The sequence below is a fragment of the Sphingopyxis yananensis genome, from assembly GCF_020687785.1.
GTDB lineage: Bacteria > Pseudomonadota > Alphaproteobacteria > Sphingomonadales > Sphingomonadaceae > Sphingopyxis > Sphingopyxis yananensis.
In genome coordinates this window covers 95,818-114,389 of the sequence record NZ_JAJEWI010000001.1, presented here as the reverse complement: position 1 = coordinate 114,389, position 18,572 = coordinate 95,818, and the positions used below count along the sequence as shown (strand labels likewise).

At 55.2% G+C, this 18,572-nt stretch carries 20 protein-coding genes and 1 tRNA gene; 5 read left to right on the top strand and 16 right to left on the bottom strand.

The annotated features are described in order from the left end of the window. Positions 1-276 precede the first annotated feature (276 nt). Together yghU and LKO31_RS00530 are read right to left on the bottom strand one after the other, a co-directional pair. A complete protein-coding gene (gene yghU / locus LKO31_RS00535) occupies positions 277-1,152 on the bottom strand; it encodes a glutathione-dependent disulfide-bond oxidoreductase (RefSeq protein ID WP_227688132.1) in 876 nt (291 codons plus the stop codon). Positions 1,153-1,276: 124 nt separating this feature from the next. Next, a complete protein-coding gene (locus LKO31_RS00530) occupies positions 1,277-2,455 on the bottom strand; it encodes a CaiB/BaiF CoA transferase family protein (RefSeq protein ID WP_227688131.1) in 1,179 nt (392 codons plus the stop codon). A gap of 201 nt (positions 2,456-2,656) precedes the next feature. On the opposite strand from LKO31_RS00530, the gene LKO31_RS00525 reads away from it, so the two are divergent. Both LKO31_RS00525 and hspQ read left to right on the top strand, forming a co-directional pair. Then, positions 2,657-2,746 (top strand) — tRNA-Ser (locus LKO31_RS00525). A gap of 590 nt (positions 2,747-3,336) precedes the next feature. Beyond that, positions 3,337-3,717: a heat shock protein HspQ gene (gene hspQ / locus LKO31_RS00520; RefSeq protein ID WP_227688130.1), complete on the top strand. Its 381-nt coding sequence runs from the start codon at positions 3,337-3,339 to the stop codon at positions 3,715-3,717. 121 nt (positions 3,718-3,838) lie between these two features. Here the strand turns inward: hspQ and LKO31_RS00515 are convergent, their stop codons facing one another. Further along, the gene (locus tag LKO31_RS00515) at positions 3,839-4,723 is read right to left on the bottom strand and encodes an ABC transporter permease (RefSeq protein WP_227688129.1); all 885 of its coding nucleotides are present in this window, start codon (positions 4,721-4,723) and stop codon (positions 3,839-3,841) included. 115 nt (positions 4,724-4,838) lie between these two features. Between LKO31_RS00515 and LKO31_RS00510 the strand changes: the two genes are divergently transcribed. Together LKO31_RS00510 and LKO31_RS00505 are read left to right on the top strand one after the other, a co-directional pair. Continuing rightward, the gene (locus LKO31_RS00510) at positions 4,839-5,552 is read left to right on the top strand and encodes a GcrA family cell cycle regulator (protein WP_227688128.1); all 714 of its coding nucleotides are present in this window, start codon (positions 4,839-4,841) and stop codon (positions 5,550-5,552) included. A gap of 19 nt (positions 5,553-5,571) precedes the next feature. Next, positions 5,572-5,979: a PaaI family thioesterase gene (locus LKO31_RS00505; RefSeq protein ID WP_227688127.1), complete on the top strand. Its 408-nt coding sequence runs from the start codon at positions 5,572-5,574 to the stop codon at positions 5,977-5,979. 98 nt (positions 5,980-6,077) lie between these two features. Here LKO31_RS00505 and LKO31_RS00500 read toward each other — a convergent pair whose 3' ends face one another. After that, positions 6,078-6,881: an outer membrane protein gene (locus LKO31_RS00500; RefSeq protein ID WP_227688126.1), complete on the bottom strand. Its 804-nt coding sequence runs from the start codon at positions 6,879-6,881 to the stop codon at positions 6,078-6,080. Positions 6,882-7,091: 210 nt separating this feature from the next. On the opposite strand from LKO31_RS00500, the gene parE reads away from it, so the two are divergent. Next, positions 7,092-9,071, top strand: coding sequence for a DNA topoisomerase IV subunit B (gene parE / locus LKO31_RS00495; protein ID WP_227688125.1), 1,980 nt, complete (start codon positions 7,092-7,094; stop codon positions 9,069-9,071). 108 nt (positions 9,072-9,179) lie between these two features. Here parE and LKO31_RS00490 read toward each other — a convergent pair whose 3' ends face one another. The 12 genes from LKO31_RS00490 to LKO31_RS00435 all read right to left on the bottom strand — a co-directional run bounded on the left by LKO31_RS00490 (position 9,180) and on the right by LKO31_RS00435 (position 18,478). Beyond that, entirely contained in the window at positions 9,180-9,977 is a 798-nt protein-coding gene (locus LKO31_RS00490; protein ID WP_227688124.1) for a LysR family transcriptional regulator, read from the bottom strand. Further along, positions 9,974-10,372 (bottom strand): Co2+/Mg2+ efflux protein ApaG, encoded by a 399-nt coding sequence (gene apaG / locus LKO31_RS00485; protein WP_227688285.1) that lies wholly within the window; start codon positions 10,370-10,372, stop codon positions 9,974-9,976. The genes LKO31_RS00490 and apaG overlap by 4 nt, the downstream gene beginning before the upstream one ends. A 20-nt stretch (positions 10,373-10,392) precedes the next feature. Then, positions 10,393-11,601: a trans-sulfuration enzyme family protein gene (locus tag LKO31_RS00480; RefSeq protein ID WP_227688123.1), complete on the bottom strand. Its 1,209-nt coding sequence runs from the start codon at positions 11,599-11,601 to the stop codon at positions 10,393-10,395. A gap of 12 nt (positions 11,602-11,613) precedes the next feature. Next, entirely contained in the window at positions 11,614-12,654 is a 1,041-nt protein-coding gene (gene leuB, locus LKO31_RS00475; protein ID WP_227688122.1) for a 3-isopropylmalate dehydrogenase, read from the bottom strand. A gap of 47 nt (positions 12,655-12,701) precedes the next feature. Continuing rightward, positions 12,702-13,439: a DNA repair protein RecO gene (recO, locus tag LKO31_RS00470; protein ID WP_227688121.1), complete on the bottom strand. Its 738-nt coding sequence runs from the start codon at positions 13,437-13,439 to the stop codon at positions 12,702-12,704. Beyond that, positions 13,427-13,819 (bottom strand): PaaI family thioesterase, encoded by a 393-nt coding sequence (locus tag LKO31_RS00465; RefSeq protein ID WP_227688120.1) that lies wholly within the window; start codon positions 13,817-13,819, stop codon positions 13,427-13,429. The genes recO and LKO31_RS00465 overlap by 13 nt, the downstream gene beginning before the upstream one ends. 20 nt (positions 13,820-13,839) lie before the next feature. Beyond that, positions 13,840-15,771 carry an excinuclease ABC subunit UvrC gene (gene uvrC, locus LKO31_RS00460; RefSeq protein WP_227688284.1) on the bottom strand — a complete coding sequence of 644 codons (1,932 nt, stop codon included), beginning with the start codon at positions 15,769-15,771 and terminating at the stop codon, positions 13,840-13,842. A gap of 169 nt (positions 15,772-15,940) precedes the next feature. Continuing rightward, complete coding sequence (locus tag LKO31_RS00455) at positions 15,941-16,471, bottom strand: F0F1 ATP synthase subunit B family protein (RefSeq protein WP_227688119.1); 531 nt, start codon at positions 16,469-16,471, stop codon at positions 15,941-15,943. After that, on the bottom strand, positions 16,464-16,964 hold the full coding sequence (locus LKO31_RS00450) for a F0F1 ATP synthase subunit B family protein (protein ID WP_227688118.1): 501 nt from the start codon (positions 16,962-16,964) through the stop codon (positions 16,464-16,466). The genes LKO31_RS00455 and LKO31_RS00450 overlap by 8 nt, the downstream gene beginning before the upstream one ends. An 80-nt stretch (positions 16,965-17,044) precedes the next feature. Beyond that, positions 17,045-17,272, bottom strand: a complete 228-nt coding sequence (locus LKO31_RS00445; protein ID WP_227688117.1) for a F0F1 ATP synthase subunit C — start codon at positions 17,270-17,272, stop codon at positions 17,045-17,047. Positions 17,273-17,311: 39 nt separating this feature from the next. Further along, positions 17,312-18,097 carry a F0F1 ATP synthase subunit A gene (locus LKO31_RS00440; protein ID WP_227688116.1) on the bottom strand — a complete coding sequence of 262 codons (786 nt, stop codon included), beginning with the start codon at positions 18,095-18,097 and terminating at the stop codon, positions 17,312-17,314. 63 nt (positions 18,098-18,160) lie between these two features. Continuing rightward, positions 18,161-18,478 (bottom strand): AtpZ/AtpI family protein, encoded by a 318-nt coding sequence (locus tag LKO31_RS00435; RefSeq protein WP_407699225.1) that lies wholly within the window; start codon positions 18,476-18,478, stop codon positions 18,161-18,163. Positions 18,479-18,572 lie beyond the last annotated feature (94 nt).

Sequence of the window (18,572 nt, the reverse complement as noted above, 5' to 3'; positions counted from 1 at the left end):
CAACGACTATCGTTTACGTAAACGGGAAGATGCGCGGGAAAAAGCTGGCAAATCTGTTGGTTTCCGGCGAATTTCAGACGCCTCTTAACGCTACGTCATAGCGGATATATTCCGCATAGATGACCAAAATCGTCATTTGACCGGCCAAAGCAGCCCGAAGATGCCGCAACGCCCCCGCAACCGATATTGAATAAAATGTCAATGCGATGAGCAAAAACCATACTCACCGCACCGACTGATTCTTTGCGGCATCTGCGCCGCCAAAGCCGATATGAGTTAATTTTGATCGGCCAATTTATCCTGTGTCTTGGTATCAAAATCGGACGCATCATGTCGTTCATGCAGCTGGCTGGCGGGGTCGCCTTGCACGCGGTTTACCATGCGGCCGCGGCGCACAGCCGGACGCAAGGCCAGTTGATCCGCCCAGCGGTTCACATGTTCATATTCCTGAACCTGCAAAAATTCGCCGGATTCATAAGCTAAACCTTTGACCGTCAATCCATACCATGGCCAAATCGCCATGTCCGCAATGCTATAATCGGCGCCAGCGATATATTCCCGATCCGCCAAATTCCGGTTTAACACGTCCAACTGCCGCTTGGCTTCCATCGCATAGCGGTTGATCGCATATTCAATCTTGATGGGCGCATAAGCATAAAAATGCCCAAAGCCGCCGCCCAAAAATGGAGCGCTGCCCATTTGCCACATCAGCCATGACAAGGTTTCGGTGCGCCCGCGGGTCTCGGTTGGCAGAAAGGCGCCAAATTTTTCTGCGAGATAGATCATGATCGAACCGCTTTCGAAAACCCGCAGCGGTTCGCCAACACTATGATCCACCAACGCCGGAATTTTGCTGTTGGGGTTAATGTCTACAAATCCCGACGAAAATTGATCGCCGTCACTGATGTTAATCAACCACGCATCATATTCCGCGCCGCTGTGGCCCGCCGCCAGCAATTCTTCGAGCATGATGGTGACCTTGACCCCATTGGGCGTGCCTAAGGAATAAAGCTGCAACGGATGCTGTCCCACTGGCAAAATCTTGTCATGCGTTGGACCTGCAATCGGCCGATTAATTTGAGCGAAACGCCCACCGCTTTCCTTGTCCCATTTCCAAATTTTTGGCGGAACATATGCTGTCTGATCGGTCATCAACGGCTCCCTAAATTCTCTATATCATCATAAAATGGCGCTATGCGGCCCATTGGTCACGCCAGCACCATAATTGATTGGGCGAAATTTTCATCATCACAAATCCACGGGGGCTTCGCAAAATCTAAACCACATCTGCCTCAACAAGGGCTTGTATTTCCGTGTCATTATAACCCAAATCCCGCAAGATATCGTCCCGCCCTTCCCCCAATATGGGGGCTGCCCGCAGCACTTGCTTTGGGCTGTCGGACAATAAAATTGGCGCGCGAACCACGGGTGCGGGACGAGGCAAATCTGGATAGCTCATGGGTTCCGCCAGTCCCATCGCTTGGACCTGCGGATGGGCTAGCACATCCGATGGTTTTAGCACGGGCGCAGCCGGTACGCGGGCGCGGCCCAATGTCGCCAGCACGGTTTCATTGTCTTTATCACGGCACCAATTTTGCATGATGGCGCACAGCAGCGCGCTATTTTCCCCGCGATCAATATCGGTTCCAAAGCGCGGGTCGTCGACCAATTCGGGGGCGTCCACCATATGCGCCCAACGGGCAAAAATGGCATTGCCGACAACTTGCGTGATGACAGAGCCATTGCTGGTTTGAAATACATCTGTCGGCCCAGAACTGAAGGAGCGGTTGCCCATGGGCGCGCGGTCCGTGCCATTCACAGCAGCGTCGATGGTCAAGCTGTTGCTATAGGCTATCGCCGTGCCCAACAGAGATGCCGACACCCGCTGGCCCTTGCCCGTCGCGTCGCGGTGGCGCAGTGCGGCCATCACGCCAAAGGCCAAATGAAGTGCCGTTCCAAAATCGACATAATTGACTTGGCTTCGCGATGGCTGTTTGTCGGTCCCACTAAAATAGACTGCACCGGACATGGCTTGGCCAACCGCGTCAAATCCCACATGATTGGACAGCGGCCCCGTCGATCCAAAAGAGGATGCGGTGGCCAGAATGACCCGTGGGTTGATCGCGCTGACATGATCATAATCCAGTTCCAATTTTTCCAGAACCTGATCGGGCAGATTGGCAATGATCACATCGACAGATTTGACCAGACGCCGTAAAATCTCCTGCCCTTGGGGTGTTGATGGCCGCAGGGTCAAACAACGCTTGTTCCGGCTCATTTGCAGGAACATTCCACCGGACCCATCTGGGGCTGCTGGCACATTGTAACGATCATCATTGCCCTCTGGCGATTCCACACGGATCACATCGGCGCCATAATCGGCCAGCAGCGTCGCACAATATGGTCCCGCAATATAGCGCCCGAAATCAAGCACGCGCACACCGGTCAATGGCATAAACTCTCCCGCTCTTTGGCTGATCTTTTATAGATATGATGGGTAGCATCCTATGTTCACCACAGCCACCGCCTTTCCAACCAACATGAAGGATGGCGCCGTTTCGCTTCAGCCCATTCAGAACATGTGATTTTTATGACATTTTTTCAAATAGCGCTTGCCAGACCCTGATTCCCCCTTTAGAGGCGGCCTCCTCAGCGAGGAGAGTTGGCTGAGTGGTCGAAAGCGTCGCACTCGAAATGCGAAGTGCCGGCAACGGTACCGAGGGTTCGAATCCCTCACTCTCCTCCAGTTTACTGTTCACAGTAAGCCTGATCCGACCACAGCCCACAATAAGAACACCTCCCCTCTTGGGGGAGTAAAGCCCCCATTCATCGGCCCAAACCCATAGTCATTTCCAGCCCATCATAGCATGGTATAATCCATGGTATCGGGTCAGACATCCATGACATTTGGGTTGTCATGAGGTAAAAATCCTCTCCCCCGACAACGTCCGAAGGCAGCCTATCGCACACCAATCGGCACAGCTATGGTCACAAGCTATCGCAACCCCGCAACCTTGCTCATATCATCGATCGTAATTTTTTTAAAAAAAACGTCGCCCAAATGCGCAGCGAGAATTGCGGAGAAAGCCGCTCGCATGACAGTATAATTTCTCAAGCAAGCGACGCTTTCCACATTTTATTTCAAACACGCCCAAGAGATACCATCCCTTTCACTGATATATTAATATATTTCATATATTAATGAATAACTTTTAAAGGTATCCTCTCAACTGTTCAGCAGGGTCAGCATATCGCATGCAACCTTCATCCTAGCTTCATGTTTGAGCGGCCAAAGCCTCTTGAACTTCTCGTTCCTCCTCATAGATATGCAAGACGATGCCCCACAAAGCGACCCATATTCATGACAGCGGCGAATGGAACGCTGCCCCCCTGATCGGCAAAGCGAATTTTGCACCCGGCGATATTGTACGTCACCGGATGTTCAATTTTCGCGGCGTGATCTTCGACGTCGATCCTGTGTTTAACAACAGCGATGAATGGTATGACGCCATTCCCGAAGCGATCCGCCCGTCCAAAGATCAGCCCTATTATCACTTGCTCGCGGAAAATGATGACAGCAGCTATGTTGCCTATGTCAGCCAGCAAAATCTGATTGAGGATAGCAAGTCAGGCCCCATCGACCATCCGCAAATTGATGCGATGTTCGAAGGACTGACCAAAGGACGCTATCAGGTTCGCAATATCCATCGACACTAAGCCCCGTTTCAGGTTCTTCGGCGGAAGTCCCCAAGCACCGCGAAACACGGAATAGATTAAGGGCGCGCCAGATCATCTGAGCGCGCCCTTATTGCTTATTGTCTTTTTCGTGGTTCGTCCGTTAGGCCTTAATTTTCCAGCCTGATTTCAGCAGTCCATAGGACAAGCCCGCCAACAATAGATTGACGGCAGTCAGCATCATGATCGCCACCATGATCGGGTTTGCGATCGTCGTATCCACTGTGCCGACAAAGGCATAACGAAAGCCCATGATCGCATAATAGACAGGGTTGGCATGGGCGACCTGCTGGAACCAGCCAGCCAGACTTTCAATCGAATAAAATGTGCCCGACAGCAGAGCCAGCGGCGTCACGACAAAATTGGTGACAGCAGCCGCATGGTCAAATTTTTCGGCCCAAATGGAGGTGATTAAACCCAAAAAGCCGAATAATGCCGAACCCAGCAGCGCGAAAACCACCACGGCCCACAAATGTTGCGGCACCACATGGACCCCCGGCCACGCCAACATGGCCAACCACAAGGCACATCCAACCAATAAGGCGCGGGTAACCGAGGCCGCAACCACCGCGACGATCAATTCCCCTGTGCCAATCGGCGGCATCAGATAATCAACAATCGTGCCTTGGATTTTTCCAACCAACAAAGAAAAGCTACTGTTCGCAAAGCTATTTTGCAGCATCGCCATCATGATCAACCCTGGCGCGATAAAGTCCGCAAACGGAACGCCAATCACCTGTCGATCACCGCGCCCCAATGCCACGGTGAAAATCACCAGAAACAATAAAGTGGTAATAGCTGGCGCCCAGATTGTTTGCATGTGGACCTTGAAAAACCGCTTCACCTCCTTGACATAGAGGGCTCGTAGGCCAGAGAGGTTCAAAGATCGGATTTGCGGCACGCCAGGTTCCGAAAAATGGAATGATTTTTTTTGAGCCTGATCGGTGTCATGCATGTCGGATGTCGCAATTTTGGGCTGGTTGTTCATAAGAAACTGGCCTATCGCCTCCCTGACCTTACCGCAAGATGGCCCTTCATTTATGGCATATGACATGCCAAATAAATATTGTGCCGTCCCGCGTGAGAAGATTGAGGAATAATATATGTCATGGACTGATGAGCGCATCGATAGTTTGCGCGCCATGTGGGAAAAAGGCCTGACGGCTAGTCAGATCGCCGAAGAGCTGGGCGGTGTCAGCCGTAACGCCGTGATCGGCAAAGCGCACCGCTTGGGTCTGAAATCACGTCCGTCGCCCGTAAAGTCGGCGGACAAGAGCAAGGCGGCCAAGGCACCTGCCGCGCCAAAGGCCGCGCCGACACCGGCGCCCGCCGCCGCGACGCCAGCCGCGCCAGTTCGCGCTGCTGCGCCGCGCCCTGCTGCGCCAACACCGCCGCGCCCTGAAGCCAAGCCCATGCCGGCCCCCGCTGCGCCGGTCGCCGCCGCAGGTGATGCCAGCGAAGCTCCGCCAAAACCAGAAGGCCCACGGATTGTTTCCATTGGCCCAGGTGGTTTTATCCGCCAAGGTCCTGGCGATCAGCAGGCACCGATTCCGCCGGCCCCGCCGCGCCGTTTGGTTCCTGCCAAGCCAAGCCCAGAAATTGCCGACAAAACCAGTTTGCTGGACCTGAACGACCGAATTTGCCGCTGGCCGATGGGCCACCCGGGCGAGCCGGACTTCCACTTCTGTGGTGACGCGGTCAACCCTGGCTTCCCTTATTGCGTCGAACATTGTGGCCGTGCCTATCAAGCGCAATTGCCACGCGGCACTCGCCGTCCGCCGCCGCCGCCGCCATTTGGCGGACCGCGCGTCCGCTAATTTCGCGTTGGGGCGTCAATTGCGAAGCTATAATCCCGATTTTGCATTTGCGCGCGCGCTGGGCCTTGAAATGGTCCAACGCGGCGATGGCCGATGCGTTATGGCGATTGATATTAACGCGGAGCAACATTTCAGTCCCCAACAAGCCGCCCATGGCGGCGTGGCCTATAGCTTGGCTGACACCGCAATGGGCGGAGCGCTCACCAGCGTGCTGCCGCTCGATATGTGGTGCGCGACGCTGGAAATGAAATTTAATTATCATATTCGGATTAGCGAAGGTCGGTTGACCTGCGAAGCAACGATCATTCACCGCGGCAAGCGCGTAGCGAATATTGAAGCGCGGCTTTATCAACATGATAAATTGGTCAGCAGCGCCAATGGGAATTTCGTGATTTTCCCTGCCCCCAACCCCAATAGAGACGGTTGAATATCGGCTGGTTCAGCGTATTCACCCGAGCAGAATTTCAAAAAAGGGCCCCATATCCATGGATATGAGGCCCTTTTCATGCGAACCAAGCCGATGACTTAGAAACGGAAGTTCAAGCTGCCACGCACGGAGTGGGTACGGAAATTTTGATTGCTACGCTGAACATCGGCCAAAGTTACGGCTGATGGTGTTGCTGGTGCCGCAATGTTCGCAGCATAATCGTCATCCTTAATGTCGGTATAAAGATATTCGACGCCCAAGGACAAATTCTTGGCGACCATCACTTCGGCGCCGCCACCAGCCGACCAGCCCCACGCGTTGCTGTTTCCGCTGTCGCTGATGATGTTCACGGCGTCCGTGGTGCTAAAGCTGTTTTTCAAACGCGCATAAGCCCCACCGCCCGTCACATAAAAAAGCGCACCGCCATTGGGTGTATAACCGGCACGTAGACGTGCGCCAGCATTCCACTTGGCTTTGCGGGTCATGGTATAAAAATCAGTGGGGGTGAAACCGCTGACACTGTCGGTCGAATCATTCTTGCCAGCTTCGATCAGGCCACCGATAACGAAATTGCCCATGCGGCGGTCATAACCGGCGCGGGCATAATATTCCCAGCCATCCTTATCGTTGCGACAATCCAGCGCAGCGGCGCTTCGTGCGGCACCGTTACAGCCGGCGGTAAAAACATCGACGCCGCCAACTTGCGGTATGTTATCGTACACACCATCGCCGTCAGTGTCGAACACCAAGCTCTCGCCCGTGTCGTTATTCTGCATGGTTTTTCCGCCAACAACGGAGATATATCCGCCGTTAAAATGTTCCGATCGGTCGTTTGACTGGGCCATGGCCGGAACAGCGGCAACCGCAGCTGTGGTTACTGCAAGGAGAGCGATGAATTTCATATTATTTTCCTCCACTTTTTTGACGAAGTGTCGGCTGCGCAACGTCCGCCTTCTTTCATTGTTCCTCGATAATATGATAATTCTCTTTATATTATCTGATAAATATCTTATAATCTTTTCAAGATTTGAAAATTTCCAACGCGCTGCTGGCCAGCGCAAATGGAAAAACTGGCCTTGCCAGCGCCCTTCCCTGCCCCCTATATCTGTCGCATGAGTCACGATTTGTTCGACGCCTCCCAGCCCGCTGTGGAAAATTATGATGCCTCGCAAATTGAGGTTCTCGAAGGGCTGGAGCCTGTCCGGCGCAGGCCGGGCATGTATATTGGCGGAACCGACGAACGCGCCCTGCATCATCTGGCATCCGAAGTGCTGGACAATAGCATGGACGAAGCCGTGGCGGGCCATGCCACCCGCATCGAGATCACGCTGGATGTCGGCAACCGCCTGACGATTACCGACAATGGGCGTGGCATCCCCGTCGACCCGCACCCCAAATATCCGGGCCAGTCGGCGCTCGAAGTGATTTTAACCACTTTGCACTCGGGCGGTAAGTTCGAAGGCAAAGCCTATGCGACATCTGGCGGTTTGCACGGCGTGGGGATCAGTGTGGTTAACGCTTTGTCCACGGAAACCATCGTCGAGGTTGCGCGCGCCAGGAAATTATATCGTCAGATTTTCTCGCAGGGCAAAAGCCTTGGCCCTGTGACCGAAGTTGGCGCAGCCCCCAACCGGCGCGGCACCAGCGTATCCTTTACGCCGGACACCAGCATTTTTGGCGACCATAATCGTTTTCGCCCGAACCGCCTGTATCGACTGGCCCGTTCCAAGGCCTATTTGTTCGCAGGCGTCGAAATTCGTTGGAAATGCGCCCCCGAACTTATTGGGGATGACACACCCGCCGAAGCCACATTCCAATTCCCCGGCGGTTTGGCAGACCATCTCAAAGAACAAATCGGCAATCGCGAATGCGCCGCCGCCGAACCTTTTGTCGGGCGGCAAGATTTTCCCGATGAACAAGGCCGCGCGGAATGGGCGATCGCATGGCCTTTATGGTCCGATGGCAGCTACAGCTATTATTGTAATACCATTCCGACGCCCGCTGGCGGCACGCATGAAAGCGGCCTGCGCGCTGCTTTGTCCAAGGGGTTGCGCGCCTTTGGTGAATTGATCGGGCAAAAGAAGGCCGCGCAAATCACACCCGAAGATGTGTTCAACGGCGGCGAAATGATGCTGTCGGTGTTCATCCGTGACCCGCAATTCCAAAGCCAAACCAAAGACCGCCTGACCAGCCCAGAGGCTTCGCGCCTGACCGAGGCCGCAATCCGCGACCATTTCGATTATTATTTGTCGAACAATATGGACCGTGGCCGCGCCATTTTGGGCTTGGTTATCGACCGGATGGATGAGCGGCTGAAGCGCAAAGCCGAACGCGAGGTTAAACGCAAAACCGCCACCAGCGCCCGCAAATTGCGCTTGCCTGGCAAATTGACCGACTGTGCCAATGATGGGCCAGAGGGCACCGAATTGTTCATCGTCGAAGGCGACAGCGCCGGCGGCAGCGCCAAACAAGCACGGGACCGCAAGACCCAAGCGATTTTGCCCATTCGTGGTAAAATATTGAACGTCGCCAGCGCCAGCGCCGACAAAATCCGCGCCAATCAGGAAATCGCCGATCTGGCCCTTGCCTTGGGTTGCGGTATGCGAAAGGACTGCGACGCAGATCGACTGCGTTATGAACGCATCGTCATTATGACCGATGCTGACGTTGACGGCGCGCATATTGCCACTTTGTTAATGACTTTCTTTTTCCAAGAAATGCCGGACATTGTGCGGCGCGGTCATATTTATCTGGCCCAGCCCCCGCTCTATCGCCTGACATCCGGCGCAAAATCCGCTTATGCCCGCGACGATGAGCATCGCGCTGAATTGGAACGCACCATATTCAAAGGCAAAAAGGTGGAGGTTGGCCGGTTCAAAGGCCTTGGAGAAATGAACGCCAACCAGCTTAAAGAAACGACGATGGACCCCAGCAGCCGTTCGATGCTGCGCGTCACCTTGCCGCAAGAATATGAAGAAAGACATCAGGTCAAGGACTTGGTGGACCGCTTGATGGGCAAACACCCCGAACACCGCTTCCAATTCATTCAGGCCAATGCCGCGACCTTGGATGATGACGCCATTGATGCTTAAGACCTAGTTGGTCCGCCATCGACCACGCAGATATAAAAAATGCGCCATTCCCAATCGGATTGGCGCATTTTCTATATCTGCATGGCTATCATCACTTAGGCGGTACGTTTAACCCTCCGCACTCAGCGCGGCCACCAATGCTTTGACCTTGGCTTGTCGCCATTGCGGCAAGGGCGCGACCAACCAATAGCCTTTGCGTATTTCCTCCGCATCGCCAATTTTGCGCACACGGCCCGCGGCCAAATCGCCCGCGGCCAACAAGGCTGGCACCACCGCGCGGCCCAAGCCACTAGCCGCTGCATCAATGGCCAAACCTGCATCGCCCAAGCGAAGCAATGGGTCCTGTTCGGCGTGCAAAGCACCCGGCCAGCTAATCACATGATCGCTGTTGCCATCAGGGCTAGCAATTTCGATCAATCCCTGACCGTTCAATGCCACCCCTTCATGCTCGCCAGCATTTTCGGCCCATAAAATGGCCAAATCCAAATTGGCCTCTGTAAAATCAATACCATCGTCCGATGCGACCAAGGTGAAGCGCACGTCCGGCGCGCCTTGGCTATAGCGGGCCAAGCGCGGGGCCAGCCATTTGGCGGTAAAATCCCGCGGCGCGGCAATGGTCAGCGACTGCGAGCTTTGGCCCGCCTGCATCGCGCGCACGCTTTCTTCAAATTGCAAAAACCCTTGACGCAGCGCCTCTAGGCCAGCCTCCGCCTCACCCGTCAGTTCCAACCCTTTGGGGGTTCGGCGAAACAGAACGACGCCCAGCATATCTTCTAACGCGCGGATTTGTTGGCCGACCGCCGCAGGGGTCACCGCCAGTTCATCCGCCGCGCGGGTAAAGCTTAGGTGGCGGGCCGCCGCATCAAATACCCGCAAAGCGTTAAGGGGAAGATGTGTTCTTTTCATGGGATTGTGGCCGGTGCAGTCAAAAGAAAGTGGGGAATGACGACCAGCATTTCTGTGCCGTCCGCCAAGACCATTAAATAGCTGCCCTCCATCGACCCTTCGGTGGTCGACAAGGGGCAACCGGACACATAGTCGTATGAGGCGCCAGGAAGCAGCACAGGCTGTTCGCCCACGACCCCCTCGCCCTCAACTTCGCTCAGCGCGCCATTGCCGTCGGTGATCAACCAATGGCGGCTGATCAATTGCGCGGCGACATCACCATGATTTTCCAGTCGAATATGATATGACCAGAACCAACGCCCCAAGGCGGGCAGAGATTGTTCTGCCAAATAGCTGACCGCCACACGTACAGTGATCGGGCCCGTTATGGACACATAGGGGAAGAAGGATTCCATCATGATGGGCGGAAAATCCCTTAAAGTCCGACCTGCGTCAATGCTTGCTCCATATCGGCAATCAGATCAATGGGATCTTCCAAGCCGATATTGATACGAAGCATCCCCTCAACGACCCCCATATCCGCCCGCGCTTCGGCGCTGACACTGAAATGGGTCGTTGACGCAGGGTGACAGCACAAGCTGCGTGCATCGCCGATATTGTTGCTGATATCGACCAATTCCAAAGCGTTCAAAAAGGCCATGGCTTGTTCGCGGCCACCATCCAAGATGAACGAGAAAATCGGGCCGCACATCGCCATCTGGCTTTGTGCCAGTTCAAATTGCGGGTGGCTTTCCAAACCGGGGTGCAAGATGCGCGACACGCGATGCTCGATGGCGCGGCCCACCGCCAAGCTATTTTCCGACTGGCGGCGTGCGCGCAGTTCCAGCGTTTCCAAACCCTTGTGAACCACCCATGCGTTGAACGGCGACAGGTTCGGCCCCGTATTGCGCTGAAATGGCATCAGCACATCGTTGATAAAGGCCTCGCTGCCGCAGACGGCCCCTGCCAACACGCGGCCTTGGCCTTCCATCAACTTTGTCGCGCTATAGGCGACGATATCCGCGCCAAAATCCATCGGTTTTTGAATGACGCTGGTGCAAAAGGCATTGTCCACCACCGTGGTGATGCCATGCGCCTTTGCGATGTCGCACAGACCGCGCAAATCGACGATATCCATCGTCGGGTTGGCGGGGGTTTCAAAGAAAAAGACTTTCGTATTGGGACGAATGGCTTCTTCCCAAGCCTTCAGGTCGCGGCCATCAACCACCGTGGTTTCGATACCGAAACGGGGCAGCAGATTGTCGACCAACCAACGGCAGCTTCCAAAGGCAGCCTTCGCGGCCACCAGATGGTCGCCCACCGACAATTGGCACAATAAAGCCGTGGTCATCGCCGACATGCCGGTCGCTTGAACACGGCAAGCTTCAGCCCCTTCCAACAGGGCGATGCGTTCTTCCAGCATCGCCACCGTTGGATTTTGCAACCGGCTGTAAGTCATGCCTTGTTCGTCGCCCGCAAAGCGTGCCGCAACGATTTCTGCACTGTCATAGGTATAGCCCGAGGTTAGGAACAAAGCCTCGGACGTTTCCCCATGCTCGCTGCGCCACGTTCCACCACGGACAGCCTGTGTTGCAGGCTGCCATTGGCGCGTCTTGCTGCGATCAAAGCCGGTTGTCTTTTTCATATACTCAGTCCGTTATAAGGCAGCAACAACAGCATCACCCAATGCCGATGTGCTCATATCTCCGCCCAGATCGGCGCCGCGTGCGCCGCTGGCCAATACTTTTGCAACGGCGGCTTCGATCCGCGCTGCGCTCGCTTCGTCGCCGCCCGAATGACGCAGCAACATAGCCAGTGACAAAATCATCGCCAAGGGGTTGGCGATGCCCTTGCCTGCGATATCAGGGGCGCTGCCATGAATGGGTTCATACAGACCCAGCTTCCCTTCGCCCAGCGATGCCGATGCCAACAGGCCGATGGAACCAACGCACATAGAGGCCTGATCGGACAAAATATCACCAAATAAATTGCCCGTCACGATCACGTCAAATTGGCCAGGATTGCGCACCAACTGCATGGCCGCATTGTCGACATACATATGGGTCAATTCAACATCGGGATATTCTGCCGAAACCTCGATCATCACGTCACGCCACAATTGCGATGTTTCGAGCACATTGGCTTTATCAACGGAACAGAGGCGCTTTTGACGACCTTGGGCCGCACGAAACGCCACATGGGCGATGCGGCGGACTTCGTTTTCGCTATAGGACATGACGTCATATCCCTCGCGCTGGCCATCGGCGGTTTGGCGCATACCCTTGTCGCCGAAATATACGTCGCCGTTCAGTTCGCGTACGATCAGCAAATCAATGGCCGCTGCCACTTCGGGGCGCAGCGCCGAATGTTCTTCAAGGCCCGAAAACACTTGGGCGGGGCGCAGGTTCGCGAAAAGACCCAACGCCGTGCGAATGCCCAAAATCGCTTGTTCGGGGCGCAAATGGCGCTCGACATGATCATATCGAAAATCACCAACCGCGCCGAACAGCACAGCATCGGATGCGCGGGCTTTTTCAACGGTTTCAGGCGGCAGAGGATGTCCCGTGGCGGCATAAGCAACGCCGCCGACCAACCCACGGTCCAGCGTGACGGGTAAATTCAGCGCCATCAGCACCTTTTCGGCTTCCGCCATAATTTCCGGTCCGATGCCGTCGCCGGCCAGCAAAAGAATTTTCACAACATCCCCTTTCAAATCATTCCAGCCGCTTACGGAGCGATTGCGAGTCACGCAACCGCCCTGTGCAATCTCTCGATTAATCGCAGACGGACATTTCCCAATTCTCGCATCCGACCATCCATCAGGTCACGTTCCAGAAAATGACCTGTTATCAATAACCCATCCATCACATCGCGCATAGGCGGGTCACGATCCATGCCTTTCAAAAAGTTCGGCAAATGAAAAAGCTTTTTTTCATAACCCCTTGCAGCTTGATCTGAAACTGCGCCGCCAGATCTGGGGCTAAGATAGGATAAATCCGTGCTTTGATCGCTTATCACACAGTTGGTCAGGTTCAGCCCAAAGCCAAGCTCTGCTAGCAACAATAATTCATATCGCGTCAAAGCTGCCGCCCATTGCCGCGCAGACGCTGCCACCATCACCGCGTCCAATGTTGCGGACAAGGCATCATATATCATCGGATAGGGCTGCGCTTCCGGCAGGGTAGCGGCAGTCAAGCTGGTCAGCCAATCCAAGGCCGCCGCCGATAGGGCTTGGTTGAGACAGGGCGCACGGCTGATCAGCAATTCTGCCGTCATACTGCCAAGCTGCCCCTCTGTCCGGCTGCGCAGGTCCAAGCTTATGGCGTTTCCCGCCATCAATATGGGCCGATATTGGCGGGAACGCCCGCCGCGCACATAGCCCGCAACAATACCCGCCTCGCGCGTTAGGGCGCGGACTATGGCGCCATGTTCACCATGCTGGCGCACCGAAACGATCATCGCGTCATAATTTATGCTGGCCACAGCACCAACTGCGTTTGCGTCACCAAGGCGACGTCGGATCCGTCATCGGTGCGGATTTGACATTGCCAAACCGACAGCCGTTTGCCAATTTTCACTGGCGTCGCCACCGCAACCAAATGGCTAGCTTGCGGCGCACTTCCCAAGAAATTGCTTTTGCTTTCAATGGTCGTGGTCATATTGGCACCGGATGGCAACGCCAAATAGGCCCCAATGGCCGACACGCAATCGGCCAATGCCATAATGGTCCCGCCATGGGCGATCTGACCGATGGTGCAAAGCTCGGGCCGCACCAGCAATTGACCAACCACTTTATCGGGGTTGGCTTCGCTAATCTTTATGCCCAAATGCTGTGCTAGCGGCATCATCGTGGCCAATTCCATATTGCCTCCCTCCCCCAATTTCATCCTTCGGGATGATAAAAGTCATAAACAGTTTGCGCGACACCGGCGCTGACCCCTGGTGCCCGTTGTAAATCGGCCAAAGTCGCGTTTTTCACCGCGCGCGCCGTGCCAAAATGCATCAGCAACGCCTTTTTCCGCGCGGGGCCAATGCCAGGAACCTCGTCAAGCGGTGAACTGCCAATGGCTTTGGATCGCTTCTGGCGATGCGCCCCAATGGCAAAACGATGGGCTTCATCGCGCAGACGTTGGATATAGAATAGCACGGCATTGTTGGGGGGCAGCGTAAATTCACGGCCATCGGGATGATAAAATGTTTCGCGCCCAGCGTTACGGTCCGGTCCCTTGGCCACACCGACATAGCAAATATCGTCAATGCCCAATTCCGCAAAAACCTCGCTGACAGCGGACACTTGCCCCTTGCCGCCGTCGATCAGCACCAAATCGGGCCATTCCCCCTTTTCGCGATCTGGGTCTTCCTCCATCGCGCGGGCAAAGCGGCGGGTAAACACCTCGCGCATCATCGCGAAATCATCACCGGGTTGGGTTTCGGCGCGCTTGATGTTGAATTTGCGATAGGCCCCTTTCATCCAGCCTTCCGGCCCTGCAACCACCATCGCGCCCAAGGCATGGCTGCCCTGAATATGGCTATTGTCATATATCTCGATGCGCTGGGGCGGCCCATCCAAATCGAATAGCTCGGCCAATTCGCGGCCCAATTTGGCCTGACTGCTGCTTTCAGCCAAACGGCGGTCCAGACCTTCGCTGGCGTTGCGAATAGCCTGATCGAGCAAATGCTTGCGGCTTCCCCGTTGCGGAATAAGAAACTCCACCTTGCGGCCCGCAATCTCGGTCAGGGCATCGGTCAGCAACTCTGCCTCGGCGGGTTGGCGATCCAGCAAAATTAGTTTGGGCGGCGGAACGCCTTCGTAAAATTGGGTCAGAAAACTCGCCATCACTTCATCTTCGGGAACATCGGCGATGTGCGCCGGAAAAAAGTTCCGATGCCCCCAATTTTGGCCGCCCCGAATGAAAAATCCCGCGATGCATAATTGCCCGCCCCGCGCCGCCAAAGCAAAAACATCGGCGTCACCCAAACCTTCGGCATGGGTGGTTTGCGAGCCTTGGACAAAGGAGAGCGACTTCAAGCGGTCGCGCAAAACCGCTGCCAGTTCAAAATCTAAATCCTCGGCGGCCTGCATCATCGCATCGCCCAAGCGCTTTTGAACGGCCGTTGATCGCCCTTCCAGAAAATCCTGCGCATCACGCACCAAGGCGGCATAATCCGCCTGATCAATACGCCCCACGCATGGCGCGGAACAGCGACGGATTTGATACAGCAAACAGGGGCGCGAACGATTGGCGAAATAGCTGTCGGTGCAGCTGCGCAGCAAAAAGATTTTTTGCAGAGCGTTCAGCGTTTGGGACACCGCCCCGCCACTGGCGAACGGGCCATAGTAACGGCCCTTGGCGCGCCGCGCGCCGCGATGTTTCTGGACCCGCGCAAAAATATGATCGGTCCGGAGCAAAATGAAGGGAAAGCTTTTATCGTCGCGTAGCAGCACATTATAGGGTGGCCGATAATGTTTGATCAGCTGCGCTTCCATCAACAAAGCCTCGGCCTCGCTGACGGTAGTGACAATCTCCATCGCGCGGGTCTGGGCCACCATGCGTTGGATGCGCTGGGTCAGCCGGCCAATTTGGGTATAATTGGCCACACGGCGCTTTAGCTGTTTGGCCTTGCCGACATAAAGCACGTCGCCGCGCGCATTCAGCATCCGGTAAACCCCCGCCCGTAGCGGCAGGGTTTTCACGACAGCGCGAATGACCTCTGCCCCCCGTTCCAGATCGGGCAAGTCCTGCTGATCCTCGCCGCGCACCAAATAGGCGGATTTTTCTTCGTGAAATCTATCGGGATTATTCGAAACGGACATATCATCCATTTAGGGTGTCTTTCGCCCCACCGCCAGTCTGTTCGGGGCTGGCGCATCGACAGTGGCACCAAATCTGGCCGCTGAACACGCCCAAAAACGAAGAAAGGCGCTGTACCCATGGGTTCAGCGCCTTCGCATCTTGTTCGGTCCAAGGACCTATTCGGTCAGATCAAGCTTTGGTGACCGAAGCAATCGCACTATCAACCAACGCCTTGTCAGCGGCCGCATCATGCTTTGCAGCAATCAGCACAGCAGCGGCATCAGTAGCAGCCTTGGCAGCAGCCGAACGAACATCTGCCAACGCACCAGCTTCTGCTGCTGCGATGCGATCTTCGGCCATTTGCTGGCGGCGGCCAATCAAAGCGGTCGCATCTGCCTTGGCCTTTTCGATCAGGCCATCGGCTTCTGCGCTGGCGCGGCTGCGAATGTCTGCGACTTCGCGTTCCGCCGATGCCAACTTGGCTTCATATTCGCTCTTCAAAGCTTCGGCATCCTTACGGAGCGCCTCTGCTTCAGTGAGCTGCTTTGAAATCTCAGCAATCTTGTTGTCCAAGCTGCCTGCGATCATCGCAGGAACCTTTTTCCACAAGACAATGGCGACCAGCGCCAGCATGGCGATGGAAACCCAGCCTGTGGCGTCAAAGCCAAAAGCTGTGGGTTCATTGGCACCTGCAGCCAAAATCAAGGATGCATTAACCACGGATCACCGCCTTTACTGCCTGCTGAGCATCAGCCTGTTCGACTGTAACGCCGGAAAGCTTGGCAACCAAATCCGTCGCTGCTTCTGCAGCAACCGATTCCACTTCTGCCATAGCAGAGGTGCGAGCAGCCGAAATTTCCTGTTCAGCCGAAGCCAGTTTTTGCGCCAATTCTGCGTCGATAACCGCAAGGCGCTTTTCTGCATCACGTGCAGCAGCATCCTTGGCTTCCGTCACAACGCGCTGGGCGTCGGCACGGGCGGCATCATTTTTCTGGCGATAGCTTTCTTCCAAAGCGTCGGCGGCGGCGTGGGCCGATTTGGCGGCTGCCAAATCACCTGCGACCTTGCGATCGCGTGCGTCAACCGTCGCCTCGATCTTCGGCAGCATGCCGCGGCCGATTACCACATAGACGCTGGCGAAAATGACCAGCAACCAAAAGAGTTGCGAGGCAAGATACCAATTGTCAGCGGTTAGCTGGGCTATCTGAGGCATGAAAATCGAGCCTTGATGAAAGGAAACACGTCAAGAGCAAGCCGGTCACCCCATAGGGCAACCGGCGAATTCTCTTGGGATTAGGCGACGAAGATCAACAGAACTGCGACGACGAACGCCAACAGGCCCAGAAGTTCTGCCGCGGCAAAGCCGATGAACAGACGGCCTTGCTGACCATCAGCAGCTGCTGGATTGCGCAGAGCGCCTTCCAAGAAGCTGGAGAAAACATTGCCCACGCCCAGAGCCGAAATACCGGCGCCAATTGCGGCCAGACCAGCACCGATCAGCTTTGCTGCTTCTGCGTCCATTATCTTAACTCCTTCGTATGATAACTTAAAAATCTAGTATTAGTGAAGATTAACCGCGTCGTTAATGTACAACGAGGTCAAAAGGGCGAAAACATAAGCCTGAATACCAGCCACCAGCAGTTCCAGCGCGGTAATACCGATCATCAGCGTGAAGCTGAGAACCGAAACAATCGAACCAAGCCACAGCGTGTCAGCGTTAAAGCCGCTGATCACGAAGCTGGAAAGAACCTTCAGCAAAAGGTGACCGGCTGTCATGGCCACAAAGAGACGCAGTGCCAAGCTGAACGGACGGATCATGAAAGAGAAAAACTCAATCGGAACAATCAGCGGCAACATCACTTTGGGCGTGCCCTGCGGCACGAACAGCGAGAAGAAATGCAGGCCATGCTTCCAAAAGCCAACAATCAGCACAATGGAGAAGGAGAGCAGCGCCAAAACGCCGGTCACCGCCAAATGGCTGGTGGCTGTAAAGGGATGAAGCCCAAAAACACCCAGCGGCAACATGCCGACAAGGTTACAAAATAGGATGAACATGAAAAGCGAGAAGACATAAGGCGTATATTTACGACCTTCACTGCCAATGCTTTGCGTGGTCATGCCAGCGATAAAATTGGTGAAGCCCTCGACTGCTGCCTGCCAACGGCCAGGCACCAGTTGACGCTTCATGCCGCCAATCATGAACACAGCCAGCAGAATGGCCGCTACAGCCATCCACAAAGCGCTGTTCGTGAACATGATTTCCTGACCGCCCAAGTCGAAGCCGCTGCCGATTGGCGCAACTTCAAACTGGTGCATCGGATCGATCTTGCCGGATTCCGCCGCCACTCGTTCACTCCACACGCATTGCGAAGCAGCAAAACTGCCCCGCTGAAAAACCCCATGCTCGCGCTAGTCGCGCGGCGTTGAAGCCAGACGAATAATGTTCCGAAACGCCACAATGACGCCCAGCAACAACATGCCCAGCAAACCCCAAGGTTGGGTACCAGCGACCAGATCAATCAACCACCCAAAAAGAGCGCCGCCGATCAAACCGCCCAGCAATTCCGCCAGAACACGGTTTCCAAGTCGGTAGTTGGCATCGCCTTCCGCCGTCCCTTTCACCGCTGTCCGCTTCACTTCATTGGCCGCAGCCTGATCCAATCGCTTGTTCAGCGAGGCCAGACGCGAATCCTCCGAAGTGCGTTTCGGATCGCTGCCACTCTCCATCGTCATTGGCCATCCTCCTTGAATGGATACGGAAGCCTTTCCGAATTCCATTTACGAAAAAGGCCCAGAAACTCTGGGAGCCCCTAAGGCGCGG